Origin of the sequence: Streptomyces sp. NBC_00557 (assembly GCF_036345995.1) — a bacterium.
Taxonomy (GTDB): domain Bacteria; phylum Actinomycetota; class Actinomycetes; order Streptomycetales; family Streptomycetaceae; genus Streptomyces.
Genome location: NZ_CP107796.1, coordinates 5,596,541 through 5,622,838, shown reverse-complemented (window position 1 = coordinate 5,622,838; position 26,298 = coordinate 5,596,541). Strand labels below are relative to the sequence as shown.

At 65.2% G+C, this 26,298-nt stretch carries 16 protein-coding genes; 2 read left to right on the top strand and 14 right to left on the bottom strand.

Annotation, left to right across the window (positions count from 1 at the left end; genetic code table 11):
• Nucleotides 1-42: 42 nt before the first annotated feature.
• The 9 genes from dpdD to OG956_RS24485 all read right to left on the bottom strand — a co-directional run bounded on the left by dpdD (nt 43) and on the right by OG956_RS24485 (nt 19,286).
• Entirely contained in the window at nt 43-2,079 is a 2,037-nt protein-coding gene (gene dpdD / locus OG956_RS24525; RefSeq protein WP_330340136.1) for a protein DpdD, read from the bottom strand.
• Entirely contained in the window at nt 2,076-2,594 is a 519-nt protein-coding gene (gene dpdK, locus OG956_RS24520; RefSeq protein WP_240801127.1) for a phospholipase D-like domain-containing protein DpdK, read from the bottom strand. The genes dpdD and dpdK overlap by 4 nt, the downstream gene beginning before the upstream one ends.
• Nucleotides 2,591-7,093, bottom strand: a complete 4,503-nt coding sequence (dpdJ, locus tag OG956_RS24515; protein ID WP_330340135.1) for a protein DpdJ — start codon at nt 7,091-7,093, stop codon at nt 2,591-2,593. The genes dpdK and dpdJ overlap by 4 nt, the downstream gene beginning before the upstream one ends.
• Nucleotides 7,090-7,776: a hypothetical protein gene (locus OG956_RS24510; RefSeq protein ID WP_330340134.1), complete on the bottom strand. Its 687-nt coding sequence runs from the start codon at nt 7,774-7,776 to the stop codon at nt 7,090-7,092. Before OG956_RS24510 ends, dpdJ begins: the two co-directional genes overlap by 4 nt.
• Entirely contained in the window at nt 7,776-10,871 is a 3,096-nt protein-coding gene (gene dpdH / locus OG956_RS24505) for a protein DpdH (protein ID WP_330340133.1), read from the bottom strand. The genes OG956_RS24510 and dpdH overlap by 1 nt, the downstream gene beginning before the upstream one ends.
• A complete protein-coding gene (dpdG, locus tag OG956_RS24500; protein ID WP_330340132.1) occupies nt 10,864-11,790 on the bottom strand; it encodes a protein DpdG in 927 nt (308 codons plus the stop codon). Before dpdG ends, dpdH begins: the two co-directional genes overlap by 8 nt.
• Nucleotides 11,790-14,372 carry a protein DpdF gene (dpdF, locus tag OG956_RS24495; protein WP_330340131.1) on the bottom strand — a complete coding sequence of 861 codons (2,583 nt, stop codon included), beginning with the start codon at nt 14,370-14,372 and terminating at the stop codon, nt 11,790-11,792. The genes dpdG and dpdF overlap by 1 nt, the downstream gene beginning before the upstream one ends.
• The gene (dpdE, locus tag OG956_RS24490) at nt 14,362-17,637 is read right to left on the bottom strand and encodes a protein DpdE (protein WP_330340130.1); all 3,276 of its coding nucleotides are present in this window, start codon (nt 17,635-17,637) and stop codon (nt 14,362-14,364) included. Before dpdE ends, dpdF begins: the two co-directional genes overlap by 11 nt.
• 695 nt (nt 17,638-18,332) lie before the next feature.
• Entirely contained in the window at nt 18,333-19,286 is a 954-nt protein-coding gene (locus OG956_RS24485; RefSeq protein ID WP_330339445.1) for an IS481 family transposase, read from the bottom strand.
• Here OG956_RS24485 and OG956_RS24480 point away from each other — a divergent pair.
• Nucleotides 19,278-19,769, top strand: coding sequence for a VUT family protein (locus OG956_RS24480; protein ID WP_330340129.1), 492 nt, complete (start codon nt 19,278-19,280; stop codon nt 19,767-19,769). The two genes, OG956_RS24485 and OG956_RS24480, sit on opposite strands and share 9 nt — an antisense overlap.
• Nucleotides 19,770-20,480: 711 nt before the next feature.
• Here the strand turns inward: OG956_RS24480 and OG956_RS24475 are convergent.
• From OG956_RS24475 to OG956_RS24460, 4 genes are all read right to left on the bottom strand, one after another.
• Nucleotides 20,481-20,822 carry a hypothetical protein gene (locus tag OG956_RS24475; protein ID WP_240801124.1) on the bottom strand — a complete coding sequence of 114 codons (342 nt, stop codon included), beginning with the start codon at nt 20,820-20,822 and terminating at the stop codon, nt 20,481-20,483.
• Nucleotides 20,823-21,177: 355 nt separating this feature from the next.
• Nucleotides 21,178-22,227: a major capsid protein gene (locus OG956_RS24470; protein WP_330340128.1), complete on the bottom strand. Its 1,050-nt coding sequence runs from the start codon at nt 22,225-22,227 to the stop codon at nt 21,178-21,180.
• A gap of 15 nt (nt 22,228-22,242) precedes the next feature.
• Nucleotides 22,243-22,659 carry a head decoration protein gene (locus OG956_RS24465; protein WP_330340127.1) on the bottom strand — a complete coding sequence of 139 codons (417 nt, stop codon included), beginning with the start codon at nt 22,657-22,659 and terminating at the stop codon, nt 22,243-22,245.
• 105 nt (nt 22,660-22,764) lie between these two features.
• The gene (locus OG956_RS24460) at nt 22,765-23,472 is read right to left on the bottom strand and encodes a hypothetical protein (protein WP_330340126.1); all 708 of its coding nucleotides are present in this window, start codon (nt 23,470-23,472) and stop codon (nt 22,765-22,767) included.
• A gap of 467 nt (nt 23,473-23,939) precedes the next feature.
• Between OG956_RS24460 and OG956_RS24455 the strand changes: the two genes are divergently transcribed.
• Nucleotides 23,940-24,146 carry a hypothetical protein gene (locus tag OG956_RS24455; RefSeq protein ID WP_330340125.1) on the top strand — a complete coding sequence of 69 codons (207 nt, stop codon included), beginning with the start codon at nt 23,940-23,942 and terminating at the stop codon, nt 24,144-24,146.
• A 13-nt stretch (nt 24,147-24,159) separates the two neighbouring features.
• On the opposite strand, the gene OG956_RS24450 is transcribed toward OG956_RS24455, so the two are convergent.
• Nucleotides 24,160-25,911 (bottom strand): hypothetical protein, encoded by a 1,752-nt coding sequence (locus OG956_RS24450; protein WP_330340124.1) that lies wholly within the window; start codon nt 25,909-25,911, stop codon nt 24,160-24,162.
• Nucleotides 25,912-26,298: the final 387 nt, after the last annotated feature.

Sequence of the window (26,298 nt, the reverse complement as noted above, 5' to 3'; positions counted from 1 at the left end):
GATGGCCTCCCCCACTCTTGATGGGGGAGGCCATCGGTCACTTCAGTGGCCCGCGGCAACGCCACGAAGACCAGCAACAGCTGCACGGAGCATCGACGCTGATCCGCTGCCATCTGCATAACGGACGTACTTGGTTTGAGCATTCTGCGTGATGAAGCCCGTAGCCGCATGCTTTGCGCAACGCGTCGCGAGGACGATGACATCGGCAGCGCGCGCCTTTTGGCGGAGTTGTGAGCTCCCCACATGGTCGTGGGCGGTGACCGTCTTCACCGCTGGCGCAAGCCGTTCAATTTCCTCAGCGCATCGACCCAGGACCGCTTGATCGAGGGAGTAGAGCAGCACGTTCATGGATGGCAGGTCGGCGAGCGTTGTCTCCTGCTCACCGCTCACTCCAGTTGGGGGCTGCCAGGTGAAGTCGACGCCGAGTTCGCTGGAGAGGCGCTTCGCGAAGGCCAAGTCCTCTTCGGTGAGTCGCCCTTGGTGCCGCCAGAGAGGTTCCAGCAGGTTGTACGCCAGGTTGCTGCGAGCATTAAGGTCCGGGCATGCCGCCAGGAACAGCAGGTCGACGAAGTCCAGCGCGATCGGAGCCCGCTCTGGCGAGACCCAGCGGCTACGCTCGGAGCCGATCTCATCCAGGATGTCGGCGTAGGTCCGAGCCGAGGGCGCGGCACGGAGGGCGATCTCCGTGAGAGCCTGCAGAACTGCAAGGTCCCCTGGACCGAACCGGTCGAAGGTCACGGCATTGCGAATGAACGCGTGAGCAGTAAGCCCTGCCGGCTTCGCGTATCCAACCGCGTCGATAAACGCCCCGGCAGCCCCCCACGCCGCATCCGCGGCCTGGTTCTCCAGGCTGTCTAGGTACGCGGCCAGGACGGCATCGTCAGCCGCAGGCGATGGCCACGACGCCCAGACGCGGTTCCTGAGTGCCAAGTCACCGGCGTTGCGGCCTTCAGCCACTGCCTCAAGCAGAGATGGCCAGGAGTCGACGGACGAAGGTCCTGCAGGCGAGTCGCTTGAAGGAGCGCCAGGGGATGGCGCACTCTCTGCTGGGGGCAGCGGGTCACCGTCGGCCTCTCGGAGTTGCCGTACGGCGTCCTCCCATACCACTGGCGGCAACTCGTCGGCACGGTTCTTGCTCTTCACAGCCTCGATGAGGCGGCGAAGGGCCGGCACGTCCTCAAGGATGGAAGCTGCCAGCAACAGAACGGCGATGGCCTGGGCACTCAACGAGGTAGCGTCGACGTCGAGGAGATCAGGGACGAATCGGCCTCGCTCTTCCAGTCTCTGTCGTGCCGTCGGCAGATCGTTATCGGCCAGAGGCTCCTCCAGCGCCGCGTACACGGCGTTCAAGATGGCCTCCTTGACAGGAACGGGAGGATCCTGCCGGATTACGTCTGGAAGATCAGGGGAGCCGAGTAGTTCTTCGCTTCGGCCGAGTCGATCAAGCCGCTTGATCTTTAGATTCGCAAGGTTGAAGGCCGTCACTCCGCCCGTGGCCGCGAGGTGGTCCAGCACTACGCCTGACGCACCTTCGGCGCCAGCCGACAGAGCAGCTTCGAACTCTGCCAGGAGGCGACCGACCGGCTTGGCGATCCGCCACAGTCTGGGAGGCCGGCTGGCCTCAGTGGACTGCATCAATTGCAGGGCATTGGCCAGATTCCTCTTGTGGTCCAAGGTCCGCCCTGTTTCCAGCCTGAAGGTAGGGCGCTGGCTGAAGAAGTCGAGAATGGCTTGCTCGACAGGGTCGTCAGGGTCGAGCCAGACCGGCTGGATGCCTACCTGCTCGTCATAGGCGATGTAGGTGGGGCCAGCGAAGGCGCGGATCAAATCGGCCGTCTTAGCCCGATCATTCACATCTCGGGCGATGACGTACATGACGAAACGGTCGCGGTCGGTATACGTGCGGGGCAAGACGACAGGTGCGTCGTCGCCACGCCGCAGAGCCTCCACGAACGGCAGGGTGCGGTCCTTGTAGCGGAAGTCTGGGCTCATCCCTGGCCAGACACCGTTTCCCGGGCCGAAGAACTGCTGCAAGAACCTCTCGAGAGCTTCCCGCCTCTTCTCCTGGGGCTGCGTCATGCGCCACTCCTCCACCGCCGGGCCAGGTCCAGCCGCGCCTGGCCGGCATCCGGCCCGCCCACCTTGTAGGTGACCGACTCATCATTCTTCGCCATGCCTCGGACCGTGTAGTTCATCGATCCGGTGAGCAACCACTCCTGCCCGCACAGCGTTTTCTCATGGACATCGGCATCACGCCGCACGTGCACCGTGTCGAGTTCCGCAGCCTCGATCCGCCGGAGAAACGCCTCGTTGTGAGAATCGGGTCTAGTGATGATGTAGACGTGGGATCCAGCACCGGCGATCCGCAGAAGTGCGTCGGACAGCCGCCAACTACTGGGCGGTACATCGCCGAACAGCGCGTCGAAGCTGCCGTGCCGGTTGTCGATCACTCGCACATCCGTGATCCAGGGAGAGACGAGCCACAGTTCCCTGCTCGGATTGATCATCTCCGCCATCAATGCTGCGGCCAGCATTGAGTCGACGCTCAAGCCCGTCTTGGCGCCTGTGCGTAGCGTTCTGGTCAGTTCTGTCACTGGGCCGCCTCCCGCAGCTCCACTCGCACGCGCAACTCATCTGGGTGCCGGGCATAACCGCGGACCTCGCCATACAGGACGAGGACGTCCCTGTCGATGCGCAGGGCCGGCACCTGGACGATCGCCTCGGCCAAGGCCTGCGGTTCGCTTGCCGGGCAGATGAGCTCCACACTGGCGCTGTCGGACATCGCCTTCTGATAGGCCAGGATCCAGTCGCTCGACGTGACGTCCACCTGGGGAAGGCGGTCGTCGTGGGCCGTCCGCACGAGGAGACGGTCCAGTACGGGAGCTTCCGCGTAGGGCTGGTAGTGCTGAAGGTCCTGCGTACGGGCCTGTCGTCCGCGCGGCCACAGGAGACTGAAGGCCTGGTCGGCGTTCAGGGCACGGCTACCACCGACGCTCAGTCGCCTATCCCCCACGGCGTAAGCGATGACACGGGCGTCCACTTCTACTCCGAGGCGTCTTTCTAGATCCACCCAGGCGTTGACCATGGACAAGGCCTGCGCGTCTGTATCGGGTCCGGATCCGGGACGAAGGAGGCGGGTAGACAAAGCCGACACCGCGGCGCGACGAGGTCGTCCGTCCAACCTCTCCCAGGCAGCGAGGAGCGAGTCGAGGGCTTCCTTAGCTGCTTCGGCATCTTCAGCACCGCGCAGTGCCCGGATGGCCGTGGCAGCATCTCCGCCCGGTTCCTCTGCCAGGTGCCGCAGCAACCGCGTCAGTGTGGCGTCTACGTACTCGTAGTCGCTGGGCGCCAAGGTGCTGGTGACCAGCGCCCAGAAGCGGCGGGGGTCATCCCCGTAGAAGCGAACCAGGCTCTCGATGACGCCCAGACCGCCAACCGACGTTTCGCTGAGCCACACGACCGTGGGCTCGGTGCTGTCAGTGCCGGGCAGGACGTCGACTATCAAGTCTCCGTCCTGTGCGTCGGGACAGGCACGCTGGGCAGCAGCGAGAATCGCTGCTGCCAGGGTGTCTCGATAGGCGCGTTGGGCCAGGTCCTCGGTGCGGTCCGCGACATCCGGAGCCACGAGAAGCTCCGCGGCCCGGTCGACTGCAGCAAGCACTCGCTCGTCATGAACCAATTCCGTGAGCCCTGTGATCAATCGGGCGTTGTCGAGGATCTGTTCTGGATCGCTGTTGTCCCGATACAGCACGCTAATGATCCGGGTCAGTTGCCGCGCCCACATTCCGTTGGCGAGCGACTCCCGTACTTGCTCGGCGGTGCGCGTTCCGTCCATGCCTTCGAGAGCGAATGTGGTCAGGTAGACCTGCGTCAGCCACTCTCTCTGGAATCTGTTGGAAATGTCCGCGAGTGCGGGGTCCTCGTTGATGGCACATGAGAATGCCAGGGAGCGCCACTGCGGGGATGACAGATACTGCTTGACGTGGGGGTCCGACGTATTGATGGGCTTCAGCAAGATGCGGGCCGCGTCGACATCCATCCTGAAGCCAAGCGCGGCTGGCTTTCCGTGCAACTCGTAGTGGACTGTACGTGTTTCGCCGCCGCCGCGCGCGAAGGCAATGTTGCATTCGGCGCCGATGGTCATACGCCGTATCTCGATTGGATTCCCTGCCGCGTGAGTCGCAAAGCCGATGGCACGGATACGGTCATGCCAGGGGGACGGATGAGGCACATCCGCGCGGGTCGGAGGCGCGTCCTCCGGCACGACGATCTGAGTCCCCCACAGGGGAAAGCCCTGGGAGTGGTCCGCGATGTCCGATGTCGGCTGTTCCAGCTTCAGTTGGTGGGGCCTGAAGACCTTGATCCCTTGTGGATCGTAACCATGTGGGTGCCATACCCCCTCGGGGTCGGCATGCTGGACTATTTGCGGCAGAGGAAGCGCGTTTACGCCGCTGGGCGGTATCGGCAGCCACGTACGGTGCTCATCCCGGCGGTGCCCGAAGCGGCGACTCACGCGGCCGGGGACGGCCTCGCGCAGGGCTCTTGCGATTGGAAGCTGCTCCAGACTCACTTTCTCTGGGAACGGCAGGATGAGTGCCACCTCGGGCAAGTTCAAAGGTTCAAAGAGGGATCGCGTGATGAACTCAGGCAGCACTGACCCTTCCTTGGCGCCAGGGTCGGTGCGCTGGAAGGTCCAGTTGCTGCGAAGTCGACGCAGGGCAGTTGGGACAACGGCCAGAAGCAGCGAGCGCGGCTGCTCCCACAGGAGAGCCTGTACCTCGTCTGCGGTGATCTTCAGGGCCCTCATCAGGTGCCGGGCGAGTTCGTCCTGCAGGTCGGGGTTGCAGAGCAAAGCTTCGAAGAGCGAGGCCAAAGTGTTGTGGCCATCCCGGTCTTCGTCGCGCACAACGTAGCCGTTGGGGGCTTTGAGGAGCTTCCGTGGATCGTCATACAGCTTCCTGGTACGAAGCTTGCTACTCGACCAGTCCAGCAAGGCCTGTGTGGCTTGAATCTTCAAGACGAAGCGATTGTTGATCGGCAGGTTTCGTGCCGGCACTTCCGGAGCGAAGAGGGTCTCGTACGCCTGGTAGGCGAGACGGTCCCGGCCGTAGTCCGACAGCGTGACGATGGTGATGGGGCGTGTCCCACGCTGTCGGCCTGCGCGGCCGCGGCGTTGAATGAACGCTGCGGGATCCCGTGGCGCCTTGTGCTGAAGTGCCAGGCCCACGCGCGGATCGTTGAACCCGACCTCGAGGGATGCTGTGGCGACGGTCAGATTGGCGTCGTGATCGACGCCTACGTCCTGGGAGGACGTTCGTCCGACGCGCAGATGATGGAGCCGGAGAGTCGGGTCAAGATCGTGCCCGATCTTCTCGGCAAGGTCCCAGGACTGCCCGTCGAGGTAGCGGGCTGCGTGCTCGTCGCGAGTGGATGAGCGGAGCCCGGCGAGCACGACTTTGTTGGGGTTGTGTCGGCGGCCGGCACGATCTTGTCCGCCTTCTGCGTCGCGGAGGTCGTTGTAGAAGCGGTTGGTGACGTCCAGGTCATCTGTAAAGAGGAAACCGGTGGAGCCGTAGAGGTATCTGTTGTGGTCGAGGTCGAGTAGACGGCCGTGGAGCATGGCCGTTTGGATCGAGGTCGACAGCAGGCTGGCGCCGGAGACAGGGTCGCCGCGGAGTGCAAGTGCGTATTCGCGACCTTCGGATTCCATGTCGGTGTCGTCTGGTTCGATCGGCACGACGTCGCCTGGGTGCAGGCCCACCAGTTGCGCGAAGAACGTATCTGCGTCTCGCAGGGTCGCAGAGAGACCCACGAAGGTGATGGGCCGGCGAACGGCTTCGCGCCAGCGGCGCAGCAACAGGGCCACTTGGGCTCCGTGGAAGCCGCTATAGGTGTGCACCTCGTCCAAGAGGACAAGGGAAGGGGTTGACGTCCCCCCGCGCCAGCCGAGCAGCCGCTCCAGGTGGTAGTCGCCGCTGGCGCGGTTCAGCATCTCTGTGGTCGTGAACAGCAGGTCGGGCGGGTTCTTCCTCATGGAGTCGCGGGTGAGCGCGAGCCGCCCTTGCTTGAGGGCATAGCCGCACTTGATGCAGGTCAGCCGCTCTCGCCCCTGCCGCCGATCGTCATCCGTCCACTCAAGATCCCCTGTACCGCAATCTGGATTGGGGCAGGGCAGATACGGGCACACGACACCTTTGCGGGTTCGTTCCCAGGAGGTGGGAAGCCTTGAGTCCGCCTCCAGCCTACGGTCACGCGTGTTCCACGGAGTGTCGCCGTAGAGCGCACCCACCCGTAGTGAGCGTCGCCCGTGCTCGTGCAGCGCCTGGTCGACACTGTCCGCTGCGCGGATGGATTCCCGCAGCTGATCACGAAGGAGTTCCTTGCGCGGATACAGCGCCAGCGTGTGAACACGCGCTGCCCCGTGGCGAGCGTGGTCGGCCATCGCGGCGAATGCCGGCAGATAGAACGCCAGTGTCTTACCGCTACCTGTGCCCGCGCCGACGATGATCCCCTTGGCTGTCTGGGCGCTGAGGGAGGCGAAAACGGTACGCGTGGCCTCCAGCTGGAAGCGCGCCAGCTTACGGCCCTGAAGTTGAGCGGCGGCCACGCGCGCCTGCACCTCTCCCCAAGAGGGAAGCTGGGCCAGCTGGAGAAGCGCATCTTCGGCGGGAATGTTCCGACGCGGATAGCGCCGCGGGGACACATGAAGCCGGTAGTCGGCGACGAGACGCGGCCGGTGCTGCCACCACCCCGGCTGCTCCTCATCGGCCCAGCCGCCTCGTGCGAACAGTTGGCGGAGCCCCGCAGTGAGCCTTATGGATTCCGCCAGGCGCGTCCGATATCGCGGTGGGGACGCCACGGGCACGGGCACCTCGAACAGCAGCGCGCGAAGGAGGAACTCCTCCAAGACCGCTTGGGCCGAGACGCCGGCCGGGGCCGCCGCATGGCTGCTCAAGACGTCGTCGATGGTCTCCAGGACCTCAGCCTCAGACAGGGCGCTCTCCGTCACGCCCCACGAAAGGAGTGGTAGTTCGCGGTCCTCCAGGCGATTCAGGAGTTCGTTGGCGAAGCGGATGTCGAGGTGATCGGTCACGCTCCCGTCCTCTGCAGGGTGATGTGAAGGTCCATTTCGAACTGACGTAGCAGCGCGATGTCATCGTCCGTGATGTCGCGGAGCGTGGGGCTGGGGCGCTTCTCCAGCCGCTCAAGGAGGGTCAGCAGTTCGTTGGGCGGATCACTCTTGTCGTGCAGCGACTCGGCGAGAATGGCGTACGTGCCGGTGAATAGAGTGATGTCAGCCTTAGACAGGCTCTTGGTAGCAGCCGCCTGCCGGAGTTCCTTCTCCCGCCCCCGTGCTGCCTCTCGCTCGCCGGCCGAGAGCATAGGGATGCGGGCGAGCGGCAGATCAGCGATCTGTGCAGCGGCCCAGGAAGACCAAGCCTCGCTGTTTTCGCTCTTGAGCCTGACCGTGATCTCCTGGACCTTCCTCCTGGCCGTGTTGAAGACCGTGTCGCTGGGCAGACCGTTGCGAGCCTTGCGCTCGAAGGCAGTGCGCGCCGTGTCGACGCCGGTCAAGTCGGGCTCGTCGGCCGCTCCCAAGTCCGCAAGCGTACGACCGAGCTCTACCTGATTCCTGAGTTCGGCCAACGCACCGCGCAGTTCCTTGGTGCGGCTGAGGACCCGGGCTGCCTCCTTCTCACCGACCGCACCGGCGGCGATCTGGCGGGCCCGGTTTTGCAGCTGCACGGCCTTGTCATACACAGACAAGTTGGTCATCAGTCCTCCCCGTTATCCTCGTCGGCCGTGACGGCTGTAAGCGCCTGCCACTCCGCACAGACATGCCCGACGTCCTCTGCTGCACTGTCACCCGCGGAGCCGCTGGAGCGTGACTCGGCGCTAATGAGAGCCGAGTCCAGCCAGGCGTCGCTGGCGAGAAGTAGCTGCTGAATCGTCTTGAGTGAGGTGCCGCGATCCTTGACCGCCGCAACTACTCGGGCGTCCTGCTGTGCAGCAGGATCACGGCTGTCGTCGCTCGCTTTAGCCAGGTCGTCCTCGAGCGCGGAGATGGACTTCCAGTCGGCGTCCTGGCATGCCTGAATGAGCGCGTCGAATTGGCGTGCTTGCTCGGCGGTCAGCGGCAGGCCGACCTCTCGCGCGGCACTGAGCGCATCCCGAATCCCAGCCATGGTCTGGACGCCGGTGGTCCCGCGTGGTTGGCGGCTCCGGATCGAGTCGAGCAACTCTTCGTGGTGCGTGACCTGGTCGTCGAGCATGTCTGGCCAGGTTGCAAAGCCGTTGACCGCCGGTCGGACCCACTTCGCGATCTCAAGTCCCTCAGGATCCCAGTCCCAGGAAGACGTTGCCTCGTCGAGCAGGGGGAGGATGCGTGCAGCGTCGACCATGGTGACCGAGCCGACGCCTTGCGCGATGCCGACGGCGTGTCGCAGTTGCTTCACAAGTTCCGGGCGCGCCTTGAGGTGCATCGAGAGGACGTCCATCCACCTAGTGACGCGGATGGAGTGGTCCTCACGACGCCACTCCTGGCCATCGTCCAGGGCGGCTGCGATGAGGAGCGGTTTGGGCATTCCCGGCCACGCCTTGCCCGCCAAGGCTGCGCCGATGAGCGAGGCCCGGAAGCCGGCAACCAGGTGGTCGTCGGTGATTTCCATATGACGCTGCAGCCGAGCGGTGAGGTCGGGCCTGTGCTTGTCTGCCAGCGTGGCCAACCTGCGGATGTCTTCGGCCCTCGCCGGCAGGCTCCGCTCGGCCTTCAGCAAGCTGTCGAAGAACCAACTGTCCTTCGGCAAGCGCGAGAAGGTGATGGGCGCGTTCTCTACACCCGTCAAGTTCTCCCGCGCGCCCTCGATGGACACGACCGTTGCCTTGGCCGGCCAGGCTGCCCTCCTGATCTCGGTGAGAGCCTGCTCCCGCATCAGCGGAGAGTTCCACAGATACCTCTGCACCACCGCACTTGAGACAACACTGCGGATCCGATTGGCGGTCGCTGTGTCCAGACCCCCCTCGCGGGTGAGCCACTCGTCCACCGTCTCCAGCATTCGCTGGAGTTCCCTCGGAAGTTCGTTCCGTTCTGCCGTCTCCTTCGCCTCAACCCTGTGCATGCCGCTACGTGACTGCTCAGGGAAGGAAGTAGAAGCCGGCGAGAGGCCTTGCTGGCCTTCATCAGCCAGCGGCTCAAGGGAGAAGGCTTCCAGAATCGTGGGATGGACGCTGCCGGCGTGCTCGGGGGCGTCCCCCCAAAATTCGAGCACGAGGTTGCGCCGCTCAGCGGATGCAGGATCGTGGTCGTTCTCCTCTACGAAGGTACGTACCTGCCGGCTGAGCGGATTGTCGAGGCTGGTTGGCCTGAAACGCTGCCGGAAGTCAGGATCGGGGAATTCGCCGCGCCGAATGGCGCCGGCGTGCTCCTTCAGAACTGGCCGGACGACGCTACCCAGAACGGCGCGGGGATTGAAGGTCCAAGGCTTGTCCTTCGGGGCTGTTGCATGAACAGCCCTGACCAAAGACGACTCGTTGAAGGGATACAGACCGTAGCCATCAGAGGTGGCGCCGAAGGCCTCGTGGCACTCTGTCTGGAGAGGGCAAGTCATGCACTTGTTCGGAGTCTCTTCGTTGGCGCGCTCCAGGGCTTCACGGCCGACACGGCCCGCGTTCAGGTAGCGGCCGACGAACGCGGCGATCTCTGTGCGTCCCGTCTCCTCTGGGCTGAAGGGAACATCCAGGTGGTACACGTAGCCGGTGGCCGCTTGGAGGCGGGTCAAGGCTGTTTCCGGCAAGGACTGGAAGTAGCCTGTGGTTACGGCCATCAGGGTGCGGATTGGCGCGAGAGTCGTCTCTCCCTCACGGTTGGCCGCTTCTACGACAGCGTCGAGCAGGTCCCGTTGCACGCCTTGGATCAGGGCGAAATCTTCGATCAGAAGAATGATCTCTTTGCCCTGCCGGCGGTATGCCTCTCGCACCTGCTTCATGGCATCCAGAAGCCTGCCCGCTCCGAGGTTAGCGGCGCTCTTGATGGCGGCTTCGAGATGCCGGTTGAGTAGGTCTACCGCGATGGCTTGAAGGTCGCCTCGGGTGCTTATGGTGCCCAGCAGCCTCTGCGCCATCCCTGACGCTGATCGAATATCGTGAATGTCGAGCGGGAGGTCACTGACAGTGAATCCTTCAGGGCGATCCGCCTGGCCCGTGTCACGATTGTGAATGAGTTGGCGGGCAAGTTCCGGTACGAACTTACCCGGAGCAAGCAACTCTGCGCGAACATGGGGGTCCAGCAGCACTGCTGCCAGTTTCCCCGGACCGACCAGCATGCGGGCTAGAGGGCGCGACTCCGTGCTGGGAGGGGTTGCTTCCAGCGCCTCGCTCAACTCGTTGAGGATCCGCCGCGCAAGGGAGTCTTCGTCGATGTCCTCGGTGAACCTGTTGATGTCCTGTTTCAGCTGCGTCAACTCGTCGCTCTCTGCCTTCGCGAGGAGAGTGCTAACGACAGCTTTGAGACTTGTCTTGGACTTCTCGAGGTAGATGATCTCCCGATCGTCTGCCCCGTCCTCCATCGCAGCAAACTGTTCCCGCACCCATCGGACGAGATGCGACTTGCCCGAGCCTGAGTCACCGACGATCGGCATGAGCAAGGCACCGCTGTCCGGTCGGAGCGCCAGGAACTCTTCAAAGACCTCTTGTTCGCTGATCGGGTCGCCTTCGAGGACGAGTTCTCTCCCGCCCATGATTCGTGCGCGCTTAATCCTCAATGGAGCGTGCGTCGCCAGGAAAACTGCTCTTGACGGGCTGACCGCCTCCGTGTTGATCGTGGAGGCTGCCACTGCCGGTTCCCAACAGATCATTCCGCGGAAGTCAGCCACGGGTGGCCTCCAGGATGGTGATGTCGCTGACGGGGCGGGGGCTGGCCGGCCGGTCTGGGTCGTGCACGAGAAGGATGTGCCGGGCATCATCGTCGTGCTCCAGGCGAAGCCACTTCTCGTCGTGGCCGCGCAACAGCGCGAACGAGAGCGCGGCGCCTGCCGCATTCTCGCCAGGACTAGGAATGCCCAACGCAAGCGAGTGCGCACCGCCGGGTAGCACAGGCAGGTGCTCTCGCAGCACCTGCAATACCTCCACGGCGTTCATTCGCTGCCCCGCTTGCCACAATCCGGTTGCCGTCTGCTTTACAGCCGTCGTGCAGTCGGGAACCAGAGGGCCACTACCCTCAGCACGAATGAGCGGGGCTGCAGCGAGACCAAGGGCGGGGGCCCAATAACCAAAACGGGTCCACCGGGTCGCGTTGACGAAGATGGGCTGCACTTCCGGCTTGAGCAACCTGTGGTCCTTCCCATCCTGCTCTAGGCGCTGCGCGGCGATCCAATCGACGGGTGGTTCCATCGGGTCGTGCATGAGGAACCAGGCGAGCGCACGCGTCAGGTCACGGGGCCCAGCCGGATCGTTGTCATCCCCCAGACCGCGATTGCGGTCTGCTGCGAGGATCGCGCGCCGGAGGATGCAGGTGTAGGTATCAAGATCGTCGCAGTTGGTCAGAGCCGTGGCTTGGCCCGCAAGAGACAATTCCTGATGCTCCTCGTCTACGTGCACCAGCCCCAGGTCCACGAGCGAACTGACGGCGCTGTCAAAGGGCGCCCTCGACTTGATGTCATCAGAACGCAAAGCAGGAGGGCTCACCAAGGCCCGGGCCTCGTCCAGGGCGATGCTCTTCCCCAAGTAGACGAGGAGGCGCACTAGCGCCCATGTCTGAGAGGGAAGAGCTGCATCCACGTTCAGAAGAGTCATCAGAGTTCCTCCAAGGCACGGCGGATCGACAGGTTCGCCGGATGGATGTCGATAAGTGGCGTACCTCGGCGCTCTGGGTGATGCAGGGTCCGCGGGTGGATGAGGTAAGTCGGTGCATCCCACGCGACACGAGCAGCCACCTCCGGTCCGGGAGACACTGCGTTGGGGTCGGTCATCCAGATGACTGGACCATGCCAGTCCGCGAGAAGGGCACCGTCGTCGTCAACGATCACGGTACGAGTCCGTGCCGTAGTCTGCAGTTGGGCCCTCAGGCGAGCGTCCAGCCCTGGGCCTCCTACTACGGCGATTCCCCGGCGGATAAGGCTGTCCACCAGACGGGCAGCGAGCACCTGGTCGCCAGCGTCCTGCCACCAGATGCTCAGGCACCGTCGGGCTCCGAAGTACCGCAGCAGAGGCAGGCGCCCTTGCCGTTCCGGCATGGGCACAAGGGGACGAGGTTCGCCGGCGAGTCGGTAGAAGCCGCTGGGCATGGGATCTACTGTTGCCCGACAGTGAGGGCAGCCCCGGCAGGTAATGCCCGTACGAAGTTGGCCTGCCCCATCGGGGATACGGTAGTAGGCGCCCAGTACCTCGCCGATGCACCGATTTCCTACCAGCGCCGATTTCAGCTCCCGCAGTGACGCTGCCCGATCCTGCAGTAGCTTTTGGCGTTCCGCGTCAAACCGCGTGTAGAAGTGATCCCTACTCCGTGAGTCAGAGCCGAGAAGTTCGACGTCCGCGTAATCATTGGCCGTTGCGTGGAAGTGTTCAAGGCGCGCTTTCCAATGGACGTCGGATTCGTCCTCGCCTCTGGTTGGCGACTGCGGCGGGTGGACAGCTACGAGACCGGCTCTCACCATCAGATTCAGGATACGAATGTTCCATGAGCGATTCCGGTCAAATCCCTCGTTCATGTCCGGCGGGTACGAGTCAAGGCTGACCCGGTGGCGGTTTTCGATCGGGGTCCTATCATGAAACATGGCTTCCCATCGCTGCCAAGCACGCGGGGCTCCGATGATCACCTCATTGCTCATGTAGTCGGCGATGGCTTCGTCACCACGTGTGCTTGCCAGGTAGGCGATTGATGGGTTGCCGTCGCGACCTGTCCGGCCGACCTCCTGGTAGTACCGGTCCACTGTTTCAGGCAAGCAGGCGTGGACGACCGTCTTCACGTCGTTGAGGTCGACACCCAGGCCGAACGCCGCAGTACCCACCACGATGTCGTATCGAGTGTTGGTCTTGCCGTCTGCTGTATTGCCGCTCCAGCCTTCCAAGGCTTCACGACGCTCAGCGTCGCTGGAGTCGCCCGTCACATGGGTTACTCGGCGGAATCCATGCTCTCGGAGGCGTTCGACCCATTCTTCCGCGTGCTCCACTTTCGTGGTGTACACGATCATCGGCTTCGGCAGGAACGAAACAGCGTCGATGACTGCAGCCTCGCGTTCCTGCTCATTCCGGCATACATCGACGTAATAACTCGGCTCGTGGCGCAGTTGCGCAGCCCAAACGATTCTCGCCTTCTGCGGGGAGGCGAAGAGTGTGTCAAGCGTTTCCACCTGCTGCGCTGTGAGAGTCGCACTCATCGCCACAGTGACGGGCTTCTGCCCGTCGGGGGCTCTGCTGAGCCACGTGCGACGATGACTCGACATCGTTTGGAACTCGGTACGGAAGCTGTTGCCCCACTGTTCGACGAGGTGCGCTTCATCGATCACGAAGTACTTGAACAGGCCAGCCGCAGCGGCCGTCTCCAACGGTTTTTTCAGGCTTCGCACAAGGGACTCGGGTGAGGTGAATACCAGACGCTGGCGCCCCGCAGCGATGTCCTCCTTCATCTGCTGTCGCTCATCGGCCGACAGCCCACTGGTGTAGGCGTACCGGCGCGTGGGGCTGTGGTGGCCTTGCCGTTCGATGATTTCGCTGGCGCGCCGTTCCAGATCTGCTGCCAGGACACTGGTGGGCACGACGACCACGGATACGCCGCTGCTCACGCTCGCCAGGAGCGCAGGCGCCATGGCCACCGCGGTCTTTCCGTGCCCTGTGGGAAGGCAGATGATCGTGGTGCTCCCCGGTTCAGCCAGCGCCACGGCCCTGGCTGCCTGTCGCTGTCCGACCGACACATAACGGTCGTGATCGTCACCCAGCGCGGCCGTGAAGAAGGGATCTGCAGGGTACGACTCCAACTTCCGCCGGTGGGGTGAGTCCTCCCCGAGGTAGACCTGACGGAGGTCCTCCTCGGCTGCTTTGCGGGCCACGTCATCACGGACAGGCGGATGCCACGGCGTCGCGGTGAGCCACAGATGCGTGCCGCCACCGACCAACCCGGTCTGGCAGTGCATCTTGTCCCACTGCTCCCGGGTGGGAAGCCTCGGATCGAGCGGCACCGTCAAGCCGGTGGTGTTCTCACGGGCCCGAGCTTCAAGGAGGATCTGCCGCGTCAGCGAAGCAATGTCTCGCCACCCGACGGACTGGCTCATCAAGGCGTCGCGGAGTCTACGCAGCGTCCCCCGCGCATGCGGGAGTTCTGGAAGCGTCGACAAGTCCTTCAGCAGGACGGCGGCACCCGTCCAGTTATCAGTCGCCACGACGGACCCTCCGGAGTCCCGTCTTCAGCACGCAGGTGGCGGACACGAGCCGGACCTTGGGGTGGCTAAGCCCCTTCACCAGCGCCTCGGTCACGTCCACGTCCAGCAGGTAGCTCTCGCGGTCGCCAAGAAGACGACCTGCTGCGTGTCGGGCCTCTGCTTGAGCTTTGGCGACGGCGAGACGCTCGCGCCCCTTCTCCTGTGCCTGGGCGCATCGGTCAGCGAGGTTGGTAACCCGTTCGAGTTCGGCCCGGGCGACCTGCTCGGCAGCTCGCGCAGAGGCTTCGTACCCGGGACGTCCGTCGAAGAGATCCAGCAACTCGTGAATCAGTTTCGAGTTGTAGTTGTGGTCCGTAGCCCCGTAGGGGGCGTCCAACCATTCGCGGGTGCTCTCGTCGCTGAGGGCCTGGGTGGAGCCTGCCGGCACCCATACCTTCAACGTGAAGGGCGGGAGCAGTTGGTCGGCCTGGCGCCTGAGGGCTGCTTCCGCTTCAGCGCGCTTTTGTACGTGCGGGATCTGCAGGGCCAGTTCTAGCGCCAGTTCGGTATCGGCTTCGACGAGATAGTCGAACCCGAAGTAAGGTTCGGGTTCCCCCTTGTGGTCCCGGTCTGCCCGCCAGAAGGCTGTGGCCTGGCCGCGGTCGTCGTACCAGACGACGTTCGCGAGTGTGTCGACAAGCGGGTTCCCGATGCGGAACAGCCGTGTGCCGGCGGCCTTGAGAGCCTCATTCCTGTTGAACGTACCCCGGCCCATCTCGTCCGTGAGCTGGTCGCGATCGTAGAGGTGTGGGGAGATGAGGGTCTTCTGCGTGATCTCGAAGGCATCACGATTGGCACTTGGTTCGCTGTGACGGAGTTGAACGCCGCTTGAGCCATCCTGGCCGGTGTACCCCAGCATGGCTGCGCGAGTCTCCTCCCAGTCAGCCTCGAATGCACCGAGCCGCTCGGCGAACTGGTCTCCGCCAGGAGACATCTCGAAGACCGACTCGAGCATGTCCATGTGGTCGATTTCAGCGCGAGCATCGGCGAGTTGGGCCTGGACCGCGTCCGCGGAGTCCGTCAGGCCCTCGGGCCCATGCTCCAGCGCCTCAGCCCAGACCCCGGCGAGGCCCTGCGCGATCGCGTCCTGAAGCGTGGACACCGAGTCGGCGAAGATACGGTAGCCGTTGCTGAGCAGCGACAGCCACGCCCCCGAGTGGGCTTCGGCGTCCGTGACCACGAACTGCTCGGGAGGCCGGCGCTGCTGGTGTGACTCGACGTAGCGGTCGGTTCGGCCGAGACGTTGCTCGAGTTGGTTGGGCGACCATGGCAGGCGTACGTGGATCACGGTGTTGGCGGCTTGAAGGTTGAGGCCGTCCTCAGCCGTATCGTCAGCGACCAGCACGGCACATTTCGCGGTCTGCTGTCGCCACTCGGCGATGGCAGCTTCGGACTTCTCGGCGCCTACACGGCGAGTGTGCTCAAAGAAGTCGACCTGACGGAACCGTTCGCTGAGTCGCTCGCTAAGCATTGAGGCGAGGGCGCCGGGGCCGCAGAAGATGATGACGCGTCCACCCCTACGCAGTGCCCGCAGAAGGGCGTCGACGAGTTCGTTGATCTCGGCGGCATGGCGGTCGTCGGTGATCTGCTCTTCGAGACCTTCGAGGATCTTCAGTTCGAGAGGCGCTACTGACGGCGCGCTGAGGTGGTGCCGCTCCCGGGGGCTCAGACCAGCCCGAAGAGCAGCGTCCTCGTCCCGATGAACGCGCCACCGAAGTGCATCGATGTAGTCTGCGGACGTGCCTCCGAGACGGGAGGCGAGCACAGCGAGGACGAGGGCATAGGCGTCACGGTTGTCCTCAAGCCCCTCGTCGAGGAGATACCCCCACAATTGCGTCTGCCACTCCACGAGACTGTCTGCGGCCGGGTCGTATGACTCGACTGCCAGGGGCGACGGCTCTGTTCGGCCTCGCACCTCGTAAGGGAACAGTGCCGAGTCCTCGTCGTCCAGCAATACGCCTGTTCGGCGGTGCCTGATGACACGGCGGTGCAGCCGGTAGGTCTCGCTGATGTGCGCTTGAAGTGCCGTGACCCGCGCGGAGAGATCCTCCATGTCCGTCTCGGCACAGAGGTTGCCCTCAGCGTCGACGAGTTCGAGGACTCGGGCTGCAAGGTCGTCGAAGCGGGTGTCTTCTTGGGGGAGCAACTCCATGATCATGTCGATCGAGGAGGGCAGCAGCAGGTGGAACTCCGCGCTGAGGCTGTAGAGGTGAGTAGCCAACTCCGCCCGGTGGTTGTATCGCTGTTCGAACGCCTCGCGCTCGCTCCACTTGTACACGTCCTTGTCGAGGAGGTGTAGTAGGCCCAGGTGCGTGGTGTGGCTGGACGTGACAGGTGTGGCGGACAGCAGCAGGAGTTTGGACGCAGAGTGTGCGAGGTCGCACAGCGCGCGGTAGGTGGGGTCCGTGTCGTCGCGGTCCTGGACCAGCTGGTGGGCCTCATCCACCACGACAAGATCACTCTGGTGGTACTGCTCCCACTTCTCAGGCGTCTCGTGGGAGGTGATCCTTACACGCATCGGGAAGTCGTCGGTGAAGAACTTCGACTTCAACTCCACTTGCCACTGACGACGCAGCGAGTCGGGCGCGACGACGACTACACGTGCCTGCGGGTTGTCGATCAGGGTCTGCAGGATCACGTAGCCGGCCTCGATGGTCTTGCCGAGCCCGACTTCGTCAGCGAGGAGGTACCGCTGAACGGGATCGGAGAGCACGGCCAGCGCGGCGCGGACCTGGTGCGGATAGATCTCAGCGGCTGCGGCGAGGAGTGCGGGTGTGCTGGCGCTGACGGCACGCTGGGCCACGAGGTTGCGCAACATCGGGATGCGAGCGTTGTAGAGAAAGCCGGACTCGTTACCCCCAGACACCAGGACGTGGAGCGGGTCCCGAACCGGCTTGTCCCATCGCACTCGGAGCTCCGACTCGGGTACAGGGAAGGCGAACTCGACGTTGGGGAACCGCACAAAGTACTGACCGCCAACGCGATTCGCGACGCGCCCGGCCAGCCACTCCCCGGTGCTCGGGTTGTGTCGGAACACCCGAGTCTGCCGCTCAAGGCGTACCCGCCTGCAAGCAGCAGCCGGAACGGGATGCGACTCAATTTCTGGCTCCGCGACAGACTCGAAGAAGTCGACACGCAGCGTGCCACCATCGACCGCCCCCACACGGCCGATTCCGGGCGCTCCTGTGAACGTGACAAGGTGCCCGACTGCGAAGCCCGAAGACATCCTTCTGCTCGCCCCCCACCTGCTGGTTTAACGATGAGGATGAGCTTAAGCGCCCCCACTGACAACACTGTCGACACAGAAGTCCGAAGAATCGCACGCACATTCGGTATTGGTGTGAACGTGCGATACCGGCAGGCTTAGACCGGACCCACATACATCCAGAAAAGGAATAAATCGGTCAGTAGTCGACGCTCGCACTCTATGTGTAACGCGCCACAAAATCCGGCCGAAAGGTAGTCATGCGTGGGAGTCGCGCCGGATCGGGCCGGCTGCGCGGGCCACTCAGCCTCTGGGAAACTGTGACCGCATGACCTGCGACGGCCTGCACGGGCGCCACCTCCCTGGCGTTGACTAGACGCACGCCCCGCGCCTCGAATGTTCGGACATATGCCGCTGGCAGTGCACTGGATCCGGCCAGAATCTCGGTGCGTGGGCCCGTCGGCTTTGTCAGTGGCTCGGGCTGTACTGTCTGGGCGCTCGCCTCGCTGTCCGTCCGCGGCGTGGTATCGGCGCACCGATCACATCACAGAGACAGAAAGAAGAACGTGAACTTCCCCGCCCCTGCCGGTATCGCGACCCTCGTGGCCTACGTTGCCACCATCCCCGCGGCCAACCTGGCCGTCACCCAGTTCGGAGCCGTTCCCGTCGGTTTCGGCTACGCCGCCCCTGCCGGGGTATATATGGTCGGCCTCGCGCTAGTTGTATTGCCCTGAGAGGTTGGGGACGCGGCTGGCGGGTGGGTGGCCCTTGAGTGCGGTGTGTCCGCGGTGGTGATTGTAGGTGTGCAGCCATTGTGGGAAGGCGTCGCGTCGTTCCTGCTCGGAGCGGTAGGGGCGGGCGTAGGCCCATTCGTCGAGCAGGGTGCGGTTGAAGCGTTCGACCTTGCCGTTGGTCTGGGGCCGGTAGGGCCGGGTTCGCTTGTGGGTGATCCCTGCCGCCGTCAGCAGGTCTCGCCAGTCGCGTGAGCGGTAGCAGGCGCCGTTGTCCGTCAGGACTCGTTCGACGGTGACCCCACAGCCGGTGAAGAACGCCTGCGCCCGAGTCCAGAAGCCGGTGGCAGTCTCCTTCTTCTCGTCCGGGTGGATCTCGCTGTAGGCCAGGCGGGAGTGGTCGTCGACGGCGGTGTGCAGGTAGCTGTAGCCGGCGTTGGCGCGGGTCTTGCGGCCCGTTTGTCGGCCGAGGACCTTGTGGCCGCCGCCATCGGGGATGTTGCCGAGCTTCTTGATGTCGACGTGCACCAGTTCACCGGGGCGGTCGCGTTCGTAGCGGCGTATGACACGGCCCGTGGCCCGGTCCAGGTGCGTGAGGCGGGCCAGGCCGTAGCGGGTCAGCACGCGGTGCACCGTCGAGGGAACCAGGCGGAGCAGGTGTGCGATGCGGGCCGGTCCCCACCGGCGCAGCACGCGGACCTTGATGATCCGGCGCTCGGTGCGGGTCGGAGTACGGCGCGGGCTTGTGCGCGGTCGGGAGGAGCGGTCGCTCATACCCGCCTCGCCGAGCTGGCGGTAGCGGTCGGCCCATCGCTGGGCCGTGGTCGGTGAGACCTGGAAACGTTCGGCAGCCCGGCGCAGGGGCCAGCCGTCCTCGACCACACAGCGGGCCAGGCGAAGACGGCCGGTCTCGGTCAGCGGTGCATTACGGTGGGGCAAGAGGGCCTTCTCGGTGCTCGGTGGAGATGTCGCAATCCACACCGAAGCCGGAAGGCCCTCACCCGTTCAAGACCACCCAGCCGTGCCGTCCGTCACCAACCTCCCTGGACAGAACAGCTAGTCCTTCGTGACCTCGCACGTGAATCGGCTGGCCGCAGCGCCGTCCTCGCAGCCATTGCGGTCGGCACCGTCCTGTCATTCGCCCTCGCCAGCCCAGAACTCGCCGTCGCCTCAGCTGCGGCCTTCGCGGTCGCTGAAACCATGGACTTCGCTGTCTATGAGCCGTTGCGGAAGCGCGGGCTGCTGATCGCGATGCTCGCCTCGAACGCGGTGGGTCTTCTCGCGGACAGCCTCCTCTTCCTCAAGCTCGCTTTCGGCTCCTTCGAGTACCTGACCGGCCAGATCCTCGGCAAGGCGTGGATGACCCTTGCCGCCATCGCTGTACTCGCTGTACTTCGGCGCCGGAAGCAAGCAACCGCCTGAGCGGTCCATCGGTGGGCTCCGACGGCGGCTTGGTCGAGCGGCCGACCGAGCCTCTTCTGGGTCTTCACGATCGCTGACGCCGACGTGCATCGGCATGCTGTTCAGCACTCGCCACGACCAACTCCGCAATGAACAGGGCAGGTTACATCAGTCCCACGAAAAGTCTGGGGCAACTTGCCTTGCTGCTGGACCCTTCGCTACGGTCACTCCATCAATGAGGGCCCCACCATGCCTAAGGTCTGGTGGGGCCCTTTTGTGTCCTCTCGAGCCTCGGGAGGACCGAGTGTCGCGTGCCACCGTCTTCTTCAGGTTTGCCGGCCAGGGAGACAGACGGCGGCCGTGCTCATGCGAAAGGACAACTGGTGAGTACACACCATGACACAGGTTCCGGCCAGCAGTCACCCGGCGAGAGCCCCGCAGGCGGCCCATGGATCCCGGAAGCCCCGCCGTCGACCTCTTCCTCTGCACGGCGAGCAAACGTGCAACTGCTGATCGGAGGCCGCACCGTCTTCGCGGTGTACATCTCGCCCGCGATCGTGGCAGGTGCAACCGGCGGATCCCTGGTACTTGGAGCGGTGAGCTGGGGCCACTGGCCCTGGCTGTAGATCCCTGAGGCTGGCCGCAGGGCACCTGCTCCTGCGGCCAGCAGAGAGTCATTGGAAGGCGCATGGGGGTGTGCCGCGGCGTCCAAGTCGGTTGTCCCCCGGGCAGCTACCTGTAACGGCGGGCCGGCATAAGCCAAGTCGTAGCGAGAGACTCGCTCGCCTGCTCTCCGCTTTCTTCCGGTTCGTCGGGCGCGGATACCTGCCGCACGACTTCAATCTGGCGCTCGACGCCGCGCAGGTTTTCCTGCAGGTCCATGGTCACCACGCCGTCAACGGTGACCTTGAGTGGGTCAGCGAGGAGCTTGGCGCGCCGCTCGCCCAGGACCTCGAGTGCGACCGCGCGCACCGACCGCAGGCGGAAGAAGCGGCGTTCCAGGTCGGCCGGGTCGGTGTCCGGGCCGAGCTGCGCGAGCAGCCACGACCGCTGGAACTCGTCCACCAGGATCACGTCCCTCAGTACGAGGCACGGCCGGGAGCCGCTCGGGGAATTGGCTCCAGGCCGTGCGTGTGAGCGTATTACGCACTAGACGAGCGCCCTCGTCGCGACGCAGCCTTCTTCACCCCACCCGCGCCGGTCGTTTCCTCCTGACCGTCGTCCTTACTCTCGGACGGCTCCGCCTTCTCGACCGCGACAGCCTCGTCCGGCTTGTCGCATTCCTCAGGCGGTTCCTCCCACGCGCCCGGGTTTCTGATCAGCACGGCCACCTCCGGGGCCGGACAGTCGCCCGGCAGCAGGATCAGCTCCTTCCGCGTAGTCGGGTCCTGTACGTAGACCGCGGCCTTTAGCCGCCCGCGGCCCGCCATCACAGGACCTTCGCCACGATGTGCGCGTCCGGGGTGTGCATGACGGGCATGCCGACCGCGGCGCCCTTGGTCCAGATCTGCACGGGGTCATCCTGGACACCTCGGGTGATGATCAGGCCGGGAGCATCCTCCCGGATGATCTCTGGGTTCGTCCCGCGCGACAGCACCAGGGCTTCCGCGGTCACGCCGTACATGGTCTGCGCCCACTTCTCCCGTTCCGGCGGCACCAGAATCCACAGGTCCTCGGGCAGCACCTTGCGGGGCTTGCCGTCCACCCGCACCTGGGCCTTGTAGAACTGGATCGGCGGCAGGTTGTAGTTGCCGCGCACCACGTTGATCTGCTGCGGCGTGAGCGTGGCCGTCGGCGTGGTCGAGGGGTTCACGCTGCCGTAGTAGGCCGCCCTGTAGGCGTTGTTCGCCGCCAGGTAGCTGAACGCCTTCCTGCTGGTGATCACCAGCTCCGGCTCCGGGGCGCCGATGTCGTCCAGGTGCTGGATCCACCGCAGCTCGTCAGCGATCGGGTCGGAGGCCGGGTCCGACCACGGGATGCGGGCGACCGGCATGTTCTCGGCGGGGACGTTCCAGTCCACCTCCAGCGTCAGGCCGTTCTCCTGCTCCAGCGTGAACCGGCCGTCGGTGAGCACGTCGCCGGCGGCCAGCTCCAGCCGGGACCGGATGGCCTCGACGTGGCGTTCCACGTCGTCGTACAGCAGCTCGATCAGCCGGTCCTGGTCCGAGCCGTGCGACGCCTCCAGCAGGATCTGCTCCTGCTCGGAGACGACGAGCTTCTGCCCGAGCGCGGGCAGTGCACCCTCGCGGGACGTCTGCCAGGCCTCACGGGTAGCGAACGGTACCGAGGCGTTGAAGGCCCGGTACTTGGCGACGTTGACGTACCGGCCGGAGTCCTTCGTACGCCACTTCACCTCCCGCATCTCCGCAGTCGGAAAGATCGTCTGGGTGAGGAGGAAGTCCTTCGGGGACGGGATCGCCCTGGCGAACGTCGTCAGGTCCATGACCGAGACGTCCTTGAGCAGGTCCTGAATCGTCACAGCTCACACCCCCGCTCACACGAAGCGGATCTGCGCGGCACGCGGGTGCCACACGAGCTGGGACACGTCGATGCCGCCCGGCACCTTCGACGCCTTCACCGCGCCGTGCCACAGCAGCGCGGCCGGAACACGGGTCTGGCCCGGCGCGAACGGGGCCTCGGCGATCACGAAGCCGCGCAGGATCTGGCGGCCGCAGTGCGCCTCCGGGTCGTACGGACCGTACAGGCCGGACTCCGCGACCCTGCCGACCGGCACACCGGACAGCACCCGGCCATAGGGCTCGCACTCGTCGCCGCACACGTAGTGCACGCCTTCGGTGAACAGCGGAAGGTCGAGGGTGATGGTGTCCGTCGAGTCGGTGCCGTGCAGGGACGCCAGCCACTCGCGGTTGGCGGTCGTGTACTCCGACGTCGAGACGGGCTGGATGGTCATGCGTGTCTCCATGGACGCTGCGATCAGATTCCGCACACCGCCCACGGAGGCGATGCCGTCCACGAAGTTCAGGGGGCGTGGTCCCCCAACGACCAGGGCCCGGGACTACCGGGCAGCGGAGTCGCTGAACTCGGGTATCAGCCCACGGCGCTTGGCCATCTCCAGTCCGGCCGAACCCGGCTTGGACACCGGCGCCGTACGGGTCGGGCCACGCCCCGCCGGAGCGCCCGCGGGGGCCGCCGGCACCGGCTTGCGGAACTCGCTGAACAGCTCAGGGCGGCGTGCCCGCAGGGCCTCGGCCGCCGACTGGATCTGCGCCTCGTCCGCGTCCTCGTCGTCCACGGCCAGCAGACGCTCCGCGTCGGCCAGGTCGTCGCCCTCTGCGCCGAGCGCCACCAGCGCGGCCCGACGAAGCGCCGACCTCTCCCGCTCAGCGGCCAGCTCCTCCCGGCGCGCGGCCTGCAACTCCCGCTCAGCAGCGGCCTGTTCCCGGCGCTCCACTTCCGAAAGCGCGGCCTGCTCGGCCTCTCGCTGTGCGGTCACGAACTCGGTGAGGGCCTTCGGGGAGTCGAACCCGAGCGTGGCCAACAGCCGCTTGATCGCGGCCCGTTCGCCCTGGGCCTTCTCGCGGGTGAGCATCTTGCCCAACCGGTCCTGGGTGACCGTGACCTGCTGCTCCTGGCCGCCGCTGTCCGTGGCGTCGTCGAGCTGATCGTTCGCCTCGTCCTCTGCCGAGGCACCGAGGATCGGGTAGATCGGCCGCCCGTCACGGCGGAAGGCCACGGGACGGCGAGACGGCAGGGGCCGGACCATACATCTCCTCCAGAGCGCGCCCCCGCGCTGCTGATCAGTGTAGCCACCAACGCCGATAGCACTGCTGACAGCACCGGACAGCTGCACTCACACTCGGACTCCTTGAGGGTGAATGTCGACCGAGAGTACTTGCCTAGTAGCTTCCTGTCGTGTATTGCAATGCGGCCACTCATCAAGTCATACTGCACGCACGCCGGTTGGCTGATGGCCGGGTGTGACGGGGGAGCAACTAATGCATCCGACAATGCACATATCCACGCCGCAGATTTGAGCTTGATCATCTGCGGCTCCCTGGCCGTCCGTCACCACGCAGGACCGTCGGCACACCGAGTAGATCTCTACTTGAGGCCTTGGGAGCACGTTGGCGCTGGCAACAGCGCGCGTTCCCACCCGAATCTTCGCTGTAAAGCCCCCTACCTCAGACGATCCGGGGGTAGGGCACGGCGAAGCCACGAGAGGCCGCCGACGTGCAGCACATCCTGGAGTTGGTCAGCCCCAAGTACATTCTTGAGGCCCTCCGCATCTTTCCGTTGATCATCGTTGTAGTCCTCCTTGCGCCTGCCTGGCTGTCCTGGGTCTTCCTCCCCGAAGGCCGACAGAAACGGGTCATCGACCTCGTCAAACAACTGATCGAATGGACAAAGGCGACACGAGAGGAACGGCCCAATCCATGAACCTCTGCTCAACTCAGCCGCCGACCGATCCAGACGCCCGTCCCGTGTCCTGCTCGGTCACGCCCTCGCCCATCTCGCGATCGCCCTCCCCATCCGGCTCGCGCCGCCTGGAGGCAGCCTCCTCGACCCGTGCGGCGGCCTCCTCCTCAGCCTTCGCCCGGATCCGCGCCACCTCCTGCGACGCGTCCTTGATCGGATACCCCGCCTCCAGCAGCATCGTCACGGCCGTCTCGAGGGACAGCACCCCCGCTCCGTACGCCGTGACGACCTCCTCCAGCACCGCGGCACGGTCGGTAGGAGTGTGTGGCGCCCACGCCAGCCGCGCCGGCAGCGTCTCCCCGGACGACCAGCCCTCTCCCCGCCCGGCCTGGTACAACCGCTGCACCATCTTGAACAGCAGCCGGTACTTGTGCTCCCGCGCGAGCCGCATCATGCCGACCAGTGCATCCAGCGGACCCAGCGCCAGCTTCAGGGCGTAACCCGACGGCACCTCCGTGGCGTCCAGCGTCCCCAGCCCGGCCGCCGTCACCCTGCTGTTCGCCGCGATCCGCTCCAGCAGGTGATCAACCCGGGCCCGCAGCTCGGCCAACTGCGGCGACGTGTCCAAGGCATCCATCCGCCCCGTCTCCCCGAGCTGCCACACCGCACCGGCCTTCACCTGAAGCTCCTGCGGCTTGCCCGTGGCTCGGTCTACCGGTAGGCGCGCCCCAGCGAGCCCGATGATCGGCGTGCCCGTCGTCGCTGAAGCCGCCGAGCTGTCGGAGTCGGTGGCCGCGAGCTCGTCGAGCGCCTGCAGAACCCGCGCCAGAATCGAGCGCCCCCAGTGCTCCCCGCCGTCCGGGATGGTGTTCGCGATGTGCACCACCGGCACGAAGTCGATCATCAGATCCAGCCGGTTCAGCTCCGTGCCGTCAGGGCGCACTCGGTACGCGGCCTTGTCCATCGGCAGCTGATCCAGCGTCTCACCGTTCTTCAGGTCCTCCAGTAGCCATTCCGCGTCCGTCAGGTAGCACGTGACGTTTGACGCCCGACCTGGCTCCCACGGGTACGTGCGTATCCCCGCCGTGCTGCCGCCGCCCTCGACGTCCTCGCCGCCCACGCCCTCGGCGATCGGCCCCAGCTCGTACGTCACCCGACGCACCCGAGCCTTCAGCCCGGCCTCGTCGTCCGCCGGCAGCTCCCACGCCAGATGCACCCTGCTCGGGAAGTCCTCGTCCTCGTCACCCCACTGCGGGAAGAAGAACCCCGGATCGTAGACCCGCAGCGTCGGCCGCTGCTTGGCCGGATTCCACGCCAGCACCATCACACTGTCGCCGAGCAGCACCGCCGCCCGCTCCGCCTGCTGGATCCGGAACGTCAGCAACTCCTTGTCCGCCCACTTCCGCAACCGGTCCTGCACCGCGGCGGCCTCCACCGCACCGGGCTGCGGCGTCTCCTCGTCAGCGTGATCCGCACCCTCAACGGTGATTGTCTGCTCCGAGCCCAGGAGATAGCCGAGCGCGGTGTCCACCAACTTCGCCGCGTCCCCCAGCTCCCGCCGTTCCAACGCGCTCGCATCGCCCCCGGCCGCTGCGAGCTGCCCGGCCTGGTTGTTGTCGTACGACGCGAGCACCTTGTACGCGGCCAGCCGCCGCAACTCGTGCGGCGGCACCCAGGTCTTGGCCAGTTCCGGAAACGCGCGGCTGCCTGGGCGGCCGGCCTCCGCCATCACGGGCTTGTAGTTCAGCCACGACCATGCATCGATCACGAGTTGGCGCAGGCCCACGGTCTCCTCCGGACGTCGGCCCCGCGCCATCGATCAGCCTATAGTCCGGCGGACTCCCCTCCGGCAGGTCTCATTGCACCTCTTGGTTGGCCTGGTCCCCGACCGGGTCGTCGGCTAGTACGACGGCAGCAGTGATGCGCTTGCCCACCGGCTCGCGGTGCATTTCGAAGGAGCGGCAGACCGCCAAGGCGATTTCCAGCCCGTGCTGGCCAACCCTCGGGGTCCGCGGCCCGGGCGATGGGCAGACTGGGCTCGCTGTCCCACACTGTCACCTCCACCGCTCCCTCGCTGACTCCAAGGTCAGCAGGCACCGGCCGAAGCGTACTTACAGGCGTTGGTCACCAGGTCGCTCACCACCAACTGCACCGTTCCCATCGTGCGAGGGGT